Origin of the sequence: Cohnella sp. GCM10012308 (assembly GCF_042649185.1) — a bacterium.
In the GTDB taxonomy this organism is placed as follows: Bacteria; Bacillota; Bacilli; order Paenibacillales; family Paenibacillaceae; genus Cohnella.
Genome location: NZ_JBHRYU010000004.1, coordinates 1 through 16147 on the forward strand (window position 1 = coordinate 1; position 16147 = coordinate 16147).

Here is a 16147-nt window from a genome sequence, read left to right on the forward strand (position 1 = left end):
CAGACACCTGGCGAAGACTTCTTCCTGCAAAGGTTCGGGCTTTTGGTGCGCACTGTCGACCATTTATTTACATATTCGTCGGATCAGGCTACAGTTGGCTGCGTAAAACTGCTTTCTCAACAGCCTGATATTTGCATTTATTTCAATAAATCCGCTGCCGCACTCGGAATTTACCTGCAGATATGCAGCTTTCCATGCTGTCCTGACCACCTCGGCGGTTAATTCAGCAGACCGCCTCTTCTCAGACTCGTCAACGCCCGCCCTACCACTCCTGCCGCGCGAGCAGCGACGACAGGAACACCAGCGCGAGCCCCTGCCCCCAGCCCTGAATGCGCTTTTCCGACGTGTCTTTGTAACCTTGGACATCGCGCATGACCGCCGTGCCGGCCGATACGCCCGAGACCATGCCGTCCTCGGTGATGCGATCCAGAATGCCGCGCACGGACCGGTTTACGTACTTGTTGTACAAGCGCCCGCGCGACAACAGCGCCGCGGCGATGCCGGCCGAGCCCGACGTCTCTATATAGGACGACGGATCGTCCAGCACGGTGTGCCACAGCCCCGTCTCCTCGTCCTGCAGCCGCACGAGCGCGCTCAGCTGATCGCGCAGCGAGCCCTCGATGATCATAAACGACGCATGGTGCACGTCGACGAGCTCGAGCGCGCGCGCCATTGTCAGCGCCGCCCACGCATTGCCCCGCGCCCAGAAAACGCCGGACATATGATTCCCTCCGACATTGTCCCAGCCGTGGTAATACAGGTTCGTCTTCGGGTCCTGCAGGCAGTTCTCGTGGCCGTGGTATTGGCGAATGCCGTCCATGATGTAGTCCTGCCGTCCGAGCAGATGGCCGACCCGCAGCAGGAAGTAGCCCGCCATGAACATCGTGTCCACCCATGCCTGCTCCGGAAAGTCGTAGGTGTGCGAGTTGACCGTGTGCTGGAAGATGCCGTCTCCGAAGCGCACCGCCTCGTGCGCGAGGAACTCCGCCATCTCCGTCGCCTTGTCCAAATACAGCTGCTCGCCGGTCGCCTTGTGCAGCGTGAGCAGCGAATGACCCACCGAGACCGCGTTGACCGTCAACTTTGGAATGCCATCCTCCAACTGTTCGTCGACCCACGCCTTTAACTTTTCCAAATACGCCTTGTTCCCTGTCGCCTCATAAGCCTCGCATACGCCATAGAAAGCGACGCCCGCCGGCCAATCCCAATTGAAATCCATGCGAAACGTGCGGTCGACCACACGATCGATTGCCGCGCGCACTTCCGCCTCGTCGAATTGCAATGCTGGCATGTCCGTTTCCCCCTGTGCGCTAATCATTATTTGAGACCGCTGGTGCTGATGCCTTCCACGATATAGCGCTGGAAGACGAAGAAGATGAGAAAGATCGGGACGAGCGACAGCGTGGCCATCGCGAACATGCCGCCCCAGTTGTTGACCGAATCGCCGTCGAGGAACATTTTGAGCGCCAGCGACACCGGGTACAGCTTCGGATTGTTGAGGTACAGCAGCGGGTTGATGAAGTCGTCCCATCTCCAATAGAAGGAGAAAATCGCTGCGGTGACGATCGACGGCACGATCAGCGGCAGGACGATGCGGAAAAAGATGCCGTACTTGCTGCAGCCGTCCATCTTGGCCGCCTCGTCGAGGTCGTGCGGGATCGTGCGGATAAACTGCATGATGAGAAATACGAAGAACGGTACGGCGAAAAACTGCGGCACGATGACCGGTTTGAACGACGACAGCCAGCCGATCTTGGAGAACATGACGTACTGCGGAATCATCGTCACGTCGTGCGGCAGCATCATGGTCATCATCATGCAGGCGAACCAGAAGCCCTTGCCGGCGAACGGGATGCGCGCAAATCCGTAAGCGACGACCGCCGAAGAAGCGACCGCGCCGATCGTCGAGATGACTACAATGATGAGCGAGTTTTTAAAGAAAGTCGTAAACGTATTGCCCGCAAAACCGGCCCACCCGCTGCGGTAGTTCTCCCATGCGATCCGGCTCGGGATCAGGTTGTACGCCTGCGAGAAAATCTCGCCGTTGGGCTTCAGGGAGCTGGAGATCATCCACAGAATCGGGTAGATCATGACGAGCGCGAGGAGACCGACGACGAGGTGGAACAAAATCGGTTTCCATTTCTTTCTCGTATTCGCCTTCAGCCTCGTTTGCGCGGGACTGCTCGTCAGCATCGCTTTTGCCGGTATCGCCATCTTAGCTCTCTCCCTTCGACTCGTAGTGGACCCAGTACTTGGACGTCTGGAACAGGATCAGCGCGATGATGCCGACCGTCAGCAGCATGACCCAGGCCATGGCGGAAGCGTAACCCATCTGTGTAAATTGAAAGGCGCGTTTGTAGAGGTACAGCGAGTAGAGCAGGGTACTGTCGAGCGGGCCGCCTTCGCCGCGGGAGATGACGTAGGCCGGCGTGAAGGTCATGAACGCGGAGATCGTCTGCATGATCAGGTTGAACAGGATGATCGGGCTCAGCATCGGGAGCGTAATCTTGAAGAAGCGGCGTACGGCGCCGGCGCCGTCTACGTTCGCGGCTTCGTGCAGCGAAGCCGGGATGCTCTTGAGGCCGGCTAGGAAGATGAGCATCGAAGAGCCGAACTGCCAGACGGAGAGGGCGATCAGCGTCCAGATTGCGGTGCCCGGCGAGCCGATCCAGGACGTGGTCGCATGGGCGCCGAACAGGTTCAGGAACGAGTTGAGCAGGCCTTTGTCGCCGAACACTTGCGTCCACATGATCGATACGGCGACGCTGCCGCCGATGAGCGAGGGCAGATAATAAGCGGAGCGGTACAGGCCGATGCCGCCGATCGCCTTGTTCAGCAGCATCGCCACCGCCAGCGCGAACGCCAGCCGCAGCGGTACGCTCGCGACGACGTACGTGAACGTGACCCGCACCGACTTCCAGTATTGATCGTCGCCGGAGAACATCGTCTTGTAGTTGTCGAACCCCACCCAGTTCGGGGCTTCGAACAGATTGTAGTCGGTGAACGAATAATACAGCGATGCCAGCATCGGGAACATCGTAAAGATCAGAAAGCCGATAATAAAGGGCGCGGTGAACAAGTATCCGACCAAATGGTTGTTTTCGCGGAACTTTGTCATCTCGATCACTCCAATCTAGGTCGCGTACGCGAATGTAAGCGTATACCTTATGCTTTAATTATAAATTTTGAGCCGGAAACCAGAAGGCAAAAAACCGTTGTCTTTGTTCAAAAAACAGGCCTCCCGCGAGTGGGAGGCCTGTTGGGAGCTTCAAGTGGAGATTAGACAGACGGGCATGCGAGGCAGATGTAAGCGAAGCCGAATTGATCTACGTTCATACTTCGGGGGCCGGAGGTCGGTTAGTCCGCAAACTGTTGATCTACGTTCACACTTGGGGGGCTGGGGCACGGTAAGTCCGCGAACTGTTGATCTACGCGCACGCTTGAGCGATCCGGCAACTAAACGCGCACATGCCGTAAAAAAACCGGCCCCTCGCGATTTCTCGCGGAGGAACCGGCTCTGTGCCCGCCCGATATCCGGACGGCTCGACGTCATTTGTTTTTCGCCAGGATCGCGTTCGCTTTCTCGCGGAACTCCGCGGCGCCCTTTTCGACGGTGGTCTGCTTATAGAGAATCTTTTCGACCTCTGCTTTGAGCAGCGCGTCGACTTCGACGGCGCCGACCGGGTTCGGCGGATTCATTTCGCTACTGTTCTTCTCGGCCCAAGCGACGTAGTCGAATACTTTGGTCTGCTCCGGCGTCAGATTCGGACGGATCGCTTCCTGCACCTTGGACGATACCGGCACGCCGCGCTCGCCGAGGATCACCTTGTTCGCTTCGACGTCATTGATGAAGTAGTTGATGAAGTCGATGGCGGCGTCTTTTACTTTGGACGAGTTGGCCACCGTGAAGTACATACTAGGCTTCAGGAAGAGCGCCTTGTTCGTATCCCAGCCCGGGACTGGCAGCAGGTCGAGATCGCGCTTCGCCGCGGCGGAAATGCCGATGAACTGGTTGGACCACTGATTTGACGACAGCGCCGTGCCGAGTGCCACGAGATCCTCCTCGGGCGTTCCCTTGCTCTGCGACAGCTTGTCGAGGGAGAGCGTGTAGCCTTTGTCGTACCATTCTTGATATTTGTTGTAGTAGTCGATAAAGAGCTTGTCGTCGTCGTAGCCGAGCTTCGTGCCGTCCGCCGCATACATCAGCTTGCCCTGGCCGCGCAGATAGAACGGGAAGAAGACGTCGTGACGCAGGTCGCTGAACAGCAGCTTGCCCTGAGCCTTCGCCTTGTCGCCAAGCGCGGCGAACTCATCCCAGGTCCAGCCCTTGTCGGCGGCCGGCTCTTCGATGCCAAGCGACTTTAACATCGCCGGGTCGACCATCATCGTGAGCGCATTGGAGCCTGCGTTCATCGCGTACAGTTTGCCGTCGATTTTGCCGCCGGCGAGCGTCGTCTCGGCCACCGAGCTCACGTCGAGCTTGCCGCTCTCGGTATACGGCGTCAGATCGGCCAATTGGTTGCGGCCCGCGTATTGGTTGAGGTAGGAGATATCCATTTGGATGACGTCGGGCAACTGGTTGGCGGCCGCTTGCGGGGCGAGCTTTTTCCAGTAATCGTCGAACGCCGCGTATTCAGGCTCGATCGTCACGTTCGGATGCAGCTTTTCGTACATATCAATGACCTTGAGCGTATAGTCGTGACGCGCTTGCCCGCCCCACCAGGCTACGCGCACCGTGACCGGCTTGTCGTCGCTCTTGGCCGTCGCGCTTGCGCTGCTTCCGGCGCTGCCGGACGCCGCGGCATCGCTCGCTTTGCCGTCGTTGTTCCCGGAACCGCAGGCGGCAAGGCCGATCATCAAGCTCGCGGCGATAAGCGTCGTCGTTAATTTCTTCATATTTCGTTCCTCCCCAGGATCGATGGATTCAACAATTGATAGTGCTTACATTTACTATTATTGCGTTTATGCGGGAGGATTTTAACTCAAAAAACAGAGGTGTTTGTATAAAAAACAGAGTTTCGGAAAGCGCTTTATCGACTCAATGCGCAGTCTCTGCCATGCACCATTCCGGTGCACGATCGGGATGTAGAATAAGTCCCGGCCCCATGCTTAACTCCACCATGCGCCATCCTCGTGCGCGCATCCCCACTGCCGAAGCCCAAGCTCGCCCATCACCCCAGGCTCTTGATATATTCCGACGGCGTGCAGCCTGCGTACTTTTTAAAAATTTGGCTGAAATACTGCGGATTGTCCCCGAAGCCCAACCGCTCGGCCAGCTCGAATATTTTAACGTCGGGCTCGGCGGCGATGTCCGCCATCGCCTGCTTGATACGGGACTGGGTGACAAAAGCGGAAAACTTCTCGCCCGTTTCCTTTTTGAAAAGCTTGCCCAGATAGTCGGCGTTCATGTACAGCATTTCCTGCGCGACCCAGTTCAGCGACAGCTCCGGATTGCCGAGCTGCTCCTCGACGATCGCGATCACCTTGCGCACGATCGCACTATGCTTGTTCACGTTCTGCTCGTAGTTCCACCTTGCGATCTCCTTGGCCGCTTCTTCAAGAAAGGCCTGGATCGCGTGGAGCGAAGTCAGCTCGACAAGCGCGGGAATACGCTGATAATAGTCGCCCATTCGGCCCGGCTCGCACAGCCGGATCAGAGCGACGAACTGTTGAAGCACGTACGACTTGGCGACGCCGATGTCCAGCTGGGCTTCCTTTAAGCCGCCGATAAACTCGGCCAGCCCGGCCTCCGCCTCCTCGAGATGGCCTGAACGCACGGCCATGCACAACCGCTCTTCGTCGAACGCGAACGAGTCGTCCCGGCTAGGCAGAAGCGTATCCTTGCGCGTGATCAGGCTGCCCTCTTCGACATAGAAGCCGTAATTCAGGCAGGACAACGTCTCCCTGTACAAGCCGCGGGCATTGGTAATATGGTCGGGTTCGCTCAGCGCGACCGTCGTTTTTAGCTTATAGTAGTCCTGGAAAATATCGCGGATGCGGCCCAGCTTGTGCTGGAGCCCTTCGCCTTCGCCAACACCTTCGCCGTCCCTCTGCCCCTCTTCCCGGATGACCAGCAGCACATGGTCGCCGATGGTCGTGCTGAGCAGCGGCTGCGCGAGCACGTCGCCCGCGATGTTCCGAATCGCGAACAGATGCTCGAACTCGAACGGCGGCTGCAGCTGGAACAAAATCAGCCTCACCCGGTAATCGTAGTCCAGCTTGAACAGCTGCCTGTACCGCTCCCAGTCCCGGATGCCGAAGGTCTTGTTCGTCACGAATTCCTTCAAAAACTGCTCTTTGACGTGCGGCATGACGGCGTCCATCTCCGTCTTCATCTGCTGCAAAAACGTTTCGCGCCGCTCCTCCTGGCCAAGCTCCGCGATCAGCTCGGCGAGCGCGCCGGCGATCTTGTGCTCGTTGGTCGGCTTGAGCAAGTAATGCTTGACGCCGTATTGCATCGCGCGGCTCGCGTATTCGAATTCGCCGAAGCCGGACAGCACGATAAACCGGATATGCGGGTAAATACCGCTCGCTTTTTCCACCAGCTGCAGACCGTCCATGACCGGCATCTTGACGTCCGTGATGACGATATCCGGCGCGAGCTCCCCGATGCGCTCGAACGCCTCTGCGCCGTTGCGAGCCGTGCCGGCAAGCATGGTGCCCGCCGACGCCCAATCGACGATGCTTGAGATGCCGTCCAAAATAATCCGTTCGTCGTCTACTAACAGTACCTTGTACATGGTCAGTCCCCCTTCGTTCGGTTCGTCTTAGGCTCGCGCGTCCTCTGCCGGCAGCGCCAGCGTGACCCGGGTGCCGCCCCCCGATTCGCTCTCCACGCGAACGCCGTAGGCTTCGCCGAACGCGATCCTGATACGCTCGTCGATGTTAAGCAGTCCGATGCCTCTGCCCTGGCCGCGGGCTTCCCCGCTGCGGAGCCGCTCCAGCATCCGAGGGTCCATCCCGGGCCCGGAATCTTCGACGGTTAGCAGCAGACCTTCCGAGGCCGACTCTCGCGCGCGGATCACGATTCGGCAGGGCGTCATCGAAGGCTCCACTGCATAATTAACGGCGTTCTCGAGCAGCGGCTGGAGCGTCAGCTTCGGGATCGTGCGCCCCATAAGCGCCTCCGGAATATCCGTTTCGAATTCCAGCCGCTCCTCGAACCGGTATTTTTGAATCGTTACGTAGCTTTCCACCAGCCCCAGCTCTTCGCGCAGCGGAATGAGCGGATCGCCGAGCGAGATCGAATTGCGCAGGAGAAAGCCGAGCGCCTCGACCATCTGCGAAATTTGCGGCTGCCGGTTCATCTTGGCCATCCAGTTGATCGATTCGAGCGTGTTGTACAGAAAATGCGGATTGATCTGCGCTTGAAGCGCCCTGAATTCTGTCTCTTTTACCAGCAGCCGGCTCTTGAAGTTCTCCGTGATCAGCGTATTGATGCGTTCGATCATAATGCGGAACGAACGGTGCAACAGGCCGACCTCGTCGCGCGGCACGCTGGCCGTGTCGATCGATAGCAGGTTGGCTTCCTCGAAGTTGCCCCGCTCGGCGAGCCGCATCCGGGCGATCAGATCGTCGATCGGACGCGTCATGCTGCGCGAAAACCGGAAGCCCCACGCGATCACCACGATGAGGAGACCGACGAACACGAACACGACGAGCTCTTTGATAAAAATGATTCGCTCGAAAATTTGGTTGAACGGCGTTAGGTTGAAGTACATCCAGCCCGAATTGCCCGATTCGATATGGGACACGAAATACCGTTCCCCGCCGAAGCTGCCGACGAAATACCCGCTGCCGTAGCGGCTATCCTCCTCGCTCAGTCCGACGTCGGCAAAGGCGGGATGCACCGGGTATACGATATCCGAGCCCGACCGGATGAGCAACTCGCCCTCCGCAGGCGCGTTCTCGCGCACGATCCGCTCGATATTGATGCGGATGACGAGCATGCCGAGCCGCTTGAGGCTGAAGTCGGTGCCTTCGTACGACCGCACCTTCCTCGCCGTGACCAGCGCGCTGTCGCTCTCGTCCGGGTACAGCAGCACCTGCTCGCCCTCTGCCTGATCGGATCTGCTTAACAGGTCCGCGACCTTCGCGTCGCTTAGCGCCTTGATGTTTCCCGCCGCATTCTCGTGACCGAGCGAGTCGTACAGTTGGATCGAGAGCAGGTAGGGCTCCGTGCCAGTATAGCTCAGCAGCCGGTCGACGAGATCGCGCCGGAGCAGTAGCCGGTCGTAATTGCTCGTTTCCGGATTCGCGATTTTTTTAAGCAGCGATTGGACCTGACCATCCGCCGTCACGTTGTAAGAGATCTGCCGGATCCGCTTGAGCTCAGCCTCGATGGCAGAGGAGGACAAGTTCAGCACCTGCGACGATTTGGTGTAGATCTGGCTGTCGTAAATGGAGAACGCGTACTGCTGCACGAGCAGCGTCGCGGAAAAAGAAAGCGCCACGATGAGCGCGATCAGCAAGGACAGCTTGTTGCGTATCCGCATATTGCGGTAAAAATCGAATCCGAACCGTTTGCGCATCGGAATAAGCTCCTTCGCGGGAGGACCGGCACCAGGAACGCCGGCGCGCGCGGACAAGCAAGCGCCGCTCGGCGGCCAAGCCGGCCGTTAAGCCTCATTTTACTACATATCGCGGCATCTCCGCCCCGCTGCGAATCAGGGGGAAATGTTCAAAATTCAGAGGAATCCGCCGACGAGGGCGAGCATGCTAAGAAAAACCGTCCGGGTAGATCGCAGATCGCCCTGACGGTCCATTAAGTTTGGCAAATATCTGTAACTGGCGTTACGCGGAATTTCTGTCGCTGGCTCATACAGTAGTTGCTCCGACGGGGTCGGGCAATCGCCGCCTGCGTCGTTCTTTCGGCGCAATGCCTGCAAATATACATCTTTTTATGCCGATGTCGACCCTTTTGAACAGAATAGATGCGAAAGCGCAGTTATTTTACGCCATCCTCCGGATTTCCGGATTGCGCATTGCATTTTCCTGCATATCCGCAGGTATTTCATCACGTGTCGCGTGTCGGCTGAAAATACATGTACAAATGCAGGCTTTTTAATCCGCCATACTTTCGAAAGCTCCAACATGAGGATAGCGCACTTCATTGTCCGCGTATGGCCGCCCACTTTAATACTTTTTAATCTTAAAAAAAGAGATAAAGCAGAAATATCGCTCTGCTTCATCCCTTTTGGCTGGCTTTGCTGCTGAAGTATCGATTACAGATTGTCGACCGGCGCGACGCCGGCGAACGGAATCTCGCCGAACAGCCCGCGCACGAACGCTTCATGGGAAGACGGTACGTTGCTGTAGGCGTTCACGGCGACCGGCGCCATGTCAAAGTAGTCGGCGATGAGGTACGGCGAGCCGAAGGAGGCCACGACCGATTTGTCTCTGCCGGCGGTCAAGGCGCTCCAGCAAGCCGAGGCTTCCTCGGCGCTGAAGGCGAGCGGCCCCATCGGGTGATGATGACGCAGAATCGGCGCATAGACGATCAGGTCGACCTCGGGCTCGCGCGCGATCAGATCTTCGTACCAGACGTTGCGGATGAGTTCGGCCTCGATGCCGCGCCGCTCGAACGCTTCCTTGAGCGTGATCAAGTCGTCGTAGTCGGCCGTCGACGGGCTGATGCCGATGATGAGCGCCTTGCGCACCGCGCCGGACGCCAGCGGCAGCAGGCCTTCCTCGTCGCGGACAAGCGTCAGCGCCCCCTCGGCTACGCTTTGCGCCGTGCGCTCCGCGAAGGCGGCGATGTCGGCCTGACAAGCGGGACTTTCCGTCGCCTTCAACTCATAAGCAGGCTCGCTCGTTGCGGAAGCTTCGCCGCGCTCCGCGATCGCAGGCGCTTCTTCCTCCGCCGCCAGCACGCCGAACCGACGCTTCATCCGCAGCACGCGCTCCACTGCATCGTCCAGCCGCTCCATCGTCAGCTCGCCCGTCTCGAGCGCTCTTTCGGCCCTTTCAAAATAAGTAAGCTCCGGCCACAACAGCATGTCCGTACCTGCGTTCAGCGTGTGCAGATACGCTTCGTTGCGCTCGTACCACTTGAGGTACCCGCCCATGATGAGCGCATCGCTGACGATAGCGCCCTTGAACCCCATCTGCCGCTTCAGCAAGCCGTCGCTCAGCTCCGCCGACAGCGTCGCAGGCAAGTAGCGGCCGCCGAGCGCCGTCTGCGACTGGAACGCGGGAAGCGAGATATGCCCCGTCATGATGGACGCGAGCCCGTCGTCGACCAGCGCCTGGAACACCGCGCCGTGCTGCGCGAGCCACGCCTCGCGGGTCAGCGAGTTGACCGTCGTCGTCATATGCTGGTCGCGGTAATCTACGCCGTCGCCCGGGAAGTGCTTCGCCGTCGCCGCGAGCCCGTGATCCTGCATGCCGCGCACGACCGCCTTCAGCAGCGGAATCGCCCAGGAAGGCTTGTCCGAGATCGCCCGGATCGCCGTGATCGGATTGAAGCGGTTGACGTTCAGGTCGGCGACCGGGGAGAACGTCCAGTTCACGCCCGCAAGACCCGCCTCGAGCGCGGTCGCCTTGCCGTAATCGTAAGCGAGCTGCTCGCTGCGCGTCGCGCCGAGCGCCATCGGGAACGGCAGCTTCGTGAGGCCGGGAATCATGCTGCCGCAGCCATTTTCCAGATCCGAGGCGAAGATGAGCGGGATGCGGGTCGCCGCCCGATACTGCTCGGTTGCTTCTTTTACCTGCTCGAAGCCGTTGCTCGTCATGACATCCTTGATTATCTCGGCGCCGACGAAAAAGCCGCCAACCGGGTAACGGTCCAAGAAGGCTTCCAAACTGCCGTGCTTTTCGATTTCTTGCGCCCGGCCGGACAGCAGGACGACGGTCTGGCCGATTTTCTCCCTGACGGACAAGTCCGCGAGCTTGACGTCGCGAAGCGCCTGATCATTGTTCGTAAGCAAGGTACTCTCCCCTTCCAAGCATGCATGCCGGTCGTGCCGGTCTTTGCGCTGTAAGTGCGTTCATCGACCAGTATGCGGTCTTGGGCGGGGCGCGCCTACTGTAAAATATTCAATTTTGTTGCCTGAGGGACTGTCCATTTTTAACTTTACTGTACAGAGACGGCCAGGACGAAAGAAAAGAACGCTCCAGTGTCAATAAATGACTGGAGCGCTCCCTCAACTGTCTAATCTGCCAACGAGATGGACAATGGGTCCGCTATTCCCTCGATTTCTAGCGTTTTAGCAAAGGCTGCGGACCGTGAGTCCGCTATTTGGACTGAAGTCAGGCTTCGTCCCCTGATACATCGCGAATAGCGAATTCTGCGTCCGGCAAATCTGTATTGTAGGCGTTATCGGGCAAATAGCGGATCCACGGTCCGGCCAGCAGGGACGAGGGGCTATATTACAGGATGACCCCGTCCTTGAAAATGGCGATCTCGCGGAACCCGTTGCGCTCGTTGTTTGTCTGCTTCTCGCCGGAAGCGAGGTCCACGATCTGCGCGAGCAGTTCGTCCCGCAGCGCGTCCATGCTCATGCCTTCGATCAGACGGCCCGCGTTGAAGTCGATCCAGTTTTTCTTGCGAGCCGCGAGCTGAGAGTTGGTGGCGATCTTCACGGTCGGCACCGGTCCGCCGAACGGCGTGCCGCGCCCGGTCGTGAACAGCACGACATGCGCGCCCGCGGCAGACAGGGCCGTGACCGAGACGAGATCGTTGCCCGGCGCCTGCACGAGATTAAGCCCCGGCCTGCGCGAAGGCTCGCCGTACGCCAGCACGTCGGTAACCGTCGCGTGGCCGCCCTTCTGCGTGCAGCCGAGCGACTTCTCCTCGAGTGTCGTGATGCCGCCGTCCTTGTTGCCCGGCGACGGATTCTCGTAGATTTCCTGGCCGTGGCGGATGAAGTAGTCCTTGAAGTCGTTGACGAGCTTCACGATGTCTTCGAAAACGGCCTCGTCGGCCGCCCGCTCCATGAGGATCGTCTCCGCGCCGAACATCTCCGGCACCTCGGTCAGCAGCGCCGTGCCGCCGACCGACGTGATGGCGTCGGCCACGCGGCCGACGAGCGGATTGGCTGTAATGCCGGAGAAGCCGTCGGAGCCCCCGCATTTGAGCCCGATGCGCAGCTTGGACAGCGGCACCTCCGTCCGGACGAAGCGCTCCGCGTAGTCGACGAGGTCGCCGATCAACGACAGTCCTTCCTCCAGCTCGTCTTCGACCTCCTGCGACTTCATGAACTTCACGCGCTCAGGATTGTAGTCGCCGATGACCTTCTTGAACGCGTCGACCTGATTGTTCTCGCAGCCAAGGCCGATCACGAGCACGCCGGCCGCGTTGCCGTGGCGCACGAGCGCGGCCAGCAGCTTCTGCGTGGCGGTCAGATCGTCGCCGAGCTGGGAGCAGCCGTACGGGTGCGGAAAGTGGAATACGCCGTCGATGCCGCGCCCTTCGAACTGACGCGACGCAAGACGGGCGAGCGTCTCGCACGTCTTGTTGATGCAGCCCACGGTGTTCACGATCCAGATCTCGTTGCGGATGCCGACCTCGCCGTCGTCGCGTACGTAGCCTTTGAAGGTAGATTGTCCGCCGGGAAAGGAAGCCGCGGGGGATGCGAATGGCGCTCCGGATCCACCGGGATGATCGTCGAATGCGGAATCCGCTGCGAACGCGCCGTCTCCGTCTGAGAGCGGCTTGTACGTATAGTCCAGCACCGCGCCGAGGCCTGTCTTGAGGTTATGCGTATGCACCCAGTCGCCGACAGCGATGTCTTCCTTCGCGATGCCGATCGAATAACCGAACTTGTTGACGTGCTGCCCGGCCGCGACCGGCCGGATCAACAGCTTGTGCCCGCGCGGCACGTCCCGCAGCGCGAGCACCGCGCCTTCGCCGCCTGCGCCGTCCGACCAGTCCACGGTCTCGCCGGCGCGGATGTCGCGCAGCGAGATGGCCACCTGGTCGCGCGGATTCAGCACCACGGTGTCGCTCGCAGCCGCCTCGGCCGCTGCCGATCCGGCTGCCGCAGCGCCGTTGATTCCGGTCGCCGCGGCAGCGTGCGTCGTATCCGTCTCGCTCATGATGCGTTCGCCTCCATTTTCGTCAATGCGCCGGACAACGCCGCGCGCAGCCCTTCGATCTCGCCCAGATCCCGTCCCCACCAGTCGGTACGGCCGAGAATGTCCGCAACGAGACCTTCCATAGTCAGCTCTCCCTGGTCCAGGCGCGCCCATAGCCCGGCCAGGTCCGCCAGCGCCGCCGCGTCATCACGCAGCGTTAAGGACTTGCCGTCCAGCCGGTTGCCCGCAAACCCGCCGTCCCCCGTCTCGCGAGCGCGATACAGCCGCAGCAGCGAGGCGAACGCCTCCACGATTCGCGGCGGCAGCCCGCCGGTCCGCTCCGCGTAAGCTTCAAGCGTCGGCAGCAGCCGCACCTTGAACTTGGACAGGCTGTTCAGCGCGATGTCGGCCAGCTTGTGCCGGACATGCGGATTCGCAAAGCGCTCCAGCACCTCGCCGGCATAACGGCGCATGTCTGCATCCGGCAGCGGCACCGACGGCACGATCTCGTTCATGATCGCGTCGCGGATCCATTCGCCGTACGCCGGATGCGCGACCGTCTCGCCGACCGTTTCCAGCCCGTTCAGCAGCCCGACGCTCGCCATCAGCGTGTGCGCGCCATTCAGGATGCGCACCTTGCGCAGTTGATACGGCCGCAGGTCGTCCGTCCACAGCACGTTCAGTCCGGCGCTCGCCAGCGGCAGCCGCGCATCCAGCGCCGCCTCGCCCTCGATCGCCCATAGATGATACGGCTCCGCCGCATTCAGCAGCCGGTCTTCGGCGCCCAATGCAGCAAAGCGCGCCTCGGCCTCCTCGGCCGGATAGCCGGTCACGATCCGGTCGACGAGATTGTTGAGGAAACGGTTATGCTCGCGGACCCACGTTTTGAACGCCTCGGGCAGCCCCCAGTCCTCCGCATGCCGCAGCACGATTTCCTGCAGCTTGTCGCCGTTATTTTCAACCAGCTCGCACGGCAGCAGCAGCACGCCTTTCGCGGGATCGCCCCCGAACGTCTCGAACCGCCGGTACAGCAGCGCCGTCAGCTTGCCCGGATACGATAGAATCGGCCGCTCCGGCTGCCATTCGGACGCCTGGTAGACCAGCCCCGCCTCCGTCGTGTTGGAGACGACGATCTCGAGCGCCGGCTCTTCTCCCAGCGCCAGAAAGCGATCCCACTCCGCGTAAGGATCGACCGTCAGCGCGAACACCGCCACCAGGTCCAGCTCGTCGACGGGGCGGCCGTCCTGCAGACCGCGAATCCATTGGTAATACAAGCCGTCCTGCTCCCGCAGCTCGGCCAGCTTGGCCGCGCCCGACGGACGCGGCTGACAGACGGCCACGCTGCCTTCGAACAGGCCCTGCCGGTTGCACCGGTCGATCATCCAATCCGCAAAGCCCCGCAGGAAATTGCCTTCCCCGATCTGCAGCACCTTGACCGGATAAGCCTTCATCCAGTCGTAACGCGCTCCCGCCGTTTCGTCCAGCGTCGCCCGGCTCAGACGGGGCGGCGCCGCCAAGTCCTCGGCAGCCGTTGCGTTCGCCATGCCGGCGCGCTCCGCGCCCGCGCCCCCGCTCATATGCCGCTCGCCGTGCGCGCGATCTCGATCCGCGCGGCTTCCGCGCCGAATCGGAAGTAGGCTTCCGCATTGCGGTAGCAGACGCCCTCGACGATCTCGCCGAGCAGCTCCGTGTCGGCCGGCACGAGGCCCGACTCGACCCATTCGCCGAGCAGATTGCACAGAATCCGGCGAAAATACTCATGCCGCGGATACGACAGGAAGCTGCGGGAATCCGTCAGCATGCCGACGAACCGGCTCAGCAGCCCCATGTTCGCCAGCGACTTCAGCTGCGCGAGCATGCCGTCGATCGTATCGTTGAACCACCAGGCGGAACCGAGCTGGATCTTGCCGGGAATGCCGTCCCCCTGAAAGCTGCCGATAATCGAGGCCAGCACATCGTTGTCGCCGGCATTCAGCGAATAAAGGATCGTGCGCGGCAGGCCTCCCTGCTTCTCGATCCCGTCGAGCAGCTTGACGAGCGGACCCGCGAGCGCGCCCGCGTTGATCGAGTCGAAGCCGGTATCCGGGCCGAGGCGCTCGAACATCGCCGTGTTGTTGTTGCGGTGCGCATGGATGTGCAGCTGCATCGTCCAACCGCGCTCCGCGTATTGCCGCCCGAGGAACAGCAGCGTGAACGTCTTGTACTGCGCCTCTTCGTGAAGAGACACCGCCTCGCCGCGCAGCGCCTTCGCATAGATCGCCGCCGCTTGTTCCTGCGTAGCCTCCGCATGCAGGACGGTATCGATCGCATGGTCGGACAGCAGGCAGCCGGTGTCGTGGAAAAATTGTACGCGCTCGCCCAGCGCCTTCAAGAGCAGGCCGTAGTCGGACAGCTCGTAGCCGCAAGCCTCGCGAAGGCGCGCCAGCCAAGGAAGGAACGTCGCCCGGTTAATTTCGAGCGCCTTGTCCGGACGGAACGACGGGCGCACCTGGAAGCCGTGGCGGTCCTCTTCGATCAGCTTGCGGTGGTATTCGAGCGTGTCCGCCGGATCGTCGGTCGTGCAGACGACGCGGACGTTCGAGCCCCGCACCAGATCCTGCGGCGTGAAGCCGCCGCCGTTGATCTTGGCGTTCGCTTTTTCCCAAATGACGGGCGCGTTCTTTTCGTTGATCAGCTCGTCGATGCCGAACAGGCGGCGCAGCTCGAGATGCGACCAGTGATACAGCGGATTGCCGATCGTCATCGGCACGGTTTTCGCATAGGCCAGAAACCGGTCGTAGTCGGAGACGCCATCGCCGCCGGTGACGTACTTCTCAGGGATGCCGTTCGCGCGCATCGCCCGCCATTTGTAGTGATCCCCGTACAGCCACACCTCGGTCAGGTTCGCGAACGGTTTATTTTCGTAGATCGCCTTCGGATCCAGATGGCAATGGTAGTCGATGATCGGCATGGGCGCGGCGAATTGCTCGTAAAGCATCGCGGCCGTATCGTTATTCAGCAGGAAGCGGTCGTCCATGAACGCTCTCACAGGATATTCAACCTCCGTATCGTAATATGCAATCGCTTTCTGTCCACAGGTTACCGCAAAAAAGGTTGGAAGTCTCCGCGATTTTTGCTTATATTATAAAAA

The 16147-nt window shown here is 60.4% G+C and carries 11 protein-coding genes; 1 reads left to right on the top strand and 10 read right to left on the bottom strand.

Annotated elements, in window-relative coordinates:
- The coding region (locus ACFOTD_RS06930) for a hypothetical protein (RefSeq protein WP_378117085.1) at nt 1-222 on the top strand (222 nt) is incomplete at its 5' end.
- A 40-nt stretch (nt 223-262) separates the two neighbouring features.
- Here ACFOTD_RS06930 and ACFOTD_RS06935 read toward each other — a convergent pair.
- From ACFOTD_RS06935 to uxaC, 10 genes are all read right to left on the bottom strand, one after another.
- Nucleotides 263-1291, bottom strand: a complete 1029-nt coding sequence (locus tag ACFOTD_RS06935; RefSeq protein WP_378117086.1) for a glycoside hydrolase family 88/105 protein — start codon at nt 1289-1291, stop codon at nt 263-265.
- Nucleotides 1292-1317: 26 nt separating this feature from the next.
- Complete coding sequence (locus ACFOTD_RS06940; RefSeq protein ID WP_378117564.1) at nt 1318-2193, bottom strand: carbohydrate ABC transporter permease; 876 nt, start codon at nt 2191-2193, stop codon at nt 1318-1320.
- A gap of 22 nt (nt 2194-2215) precedes the next feature.
- Nucleotides 2216-3118, bottom strand: a complete 903-nt coding sequence (locus ACFOTD_RS06945) for a carbohydrate ABC transporter permease (RefSeq protein ID WP_378117088.1) — start codon at nt 3116-3118, stop codon at nt 2216-2218.
- Nucleotides 3119-3549: 431 nt separating this feature from the next.
- Complete coding sequence (locus ACFOTD_RS06950; protein ID WP_378117090.1) at nt 3550-4896, bottom strand: ABC transporter substrate-binding protein; 1347 nt, start codon at nt 4894-4896, stop codon at nt 3550-3552.
- 275 nt (nt 4897-5171) lie between these two features.
- The gene (locus tag ACFOTD_RS06955) at nt 5172-6740 is read right to left on the bottom strand and encodes a response regulator (RefSeq protein WP_378117091.1); all 1569 of its coding nucleotides are present in this window, start codon (nt 6738-6740) and stop codon (nt 5172-5174) included.
- Between the two features lie 27 nt (nt 6741-6767).
- The gene (locus ACFOTD_RS06960; protein WP_378117093.1) at nt 6768-8531 is read right to left on the bottom strand and encodes a sensor histidine kinase; all 1764 of its coding nucleotides are present in this window, start codon (nt 8529-8531) and stop codon (nt 6768-6770) included.
- Between the two features lie 693 nt (nt 8532-9224).
- Nucleotides 9225-10928 (bottom strand): glycoside hydrolase family 3 protein, encoded by a 1704-nt coding sequence (locus ACFOTD_RS06965; protein WP_378117095.1) that lies wholly within the window; start codon nt 10926-10928, stop codon nt 9225-9227.
- 442 nt (nt 10929-11370) lie between these two features.
- On the bottom strand, nt 11371-13038 hold the full coding sequence (locus ACFOTD_RS06970; RefSeq protein ID WP_378117097.1) for a UxaA family hydrolase: 1668 nt from the start codon (nt 13036-13038) through the stop codon (nt 11371-11373).
- Nucleotides 13035-14594 carry a tagaturonate reductase gene (locus ACFOTD_RS06975; RefSeq protein WP_378117099.1) on the bottom strand — a complete coding sequence of 520 codons (1560 nt, stop codon included), beginning with the start codon at nt 14592-14594 and terminating at the stop codon, nt 13035-13037. Before ACFOTD_RS06975 ends, ACFOTD_RS06970 begins: the two co-directional genes overlap by 4 nt.
- Nucleotides 14591-16045 carry a glucuronate isomerase gene (gene uxaC, locus ACFOTD_RS06980; protein WP_378117100.1) on the bottom strand — a complete coding sequence of 485 codons (1455 nt, stop codon included), beginning with the start codon at nt 16043-16045 and terminating at the stop codon, nt 14591-14593. The genes ACFOTD_RS06975 and uxaC overlap by 4 nt, the downstream gene beginning before the upstream one ends.
- Nucleotides 16046-16147 lie beyond the last annotated feature (102 nt).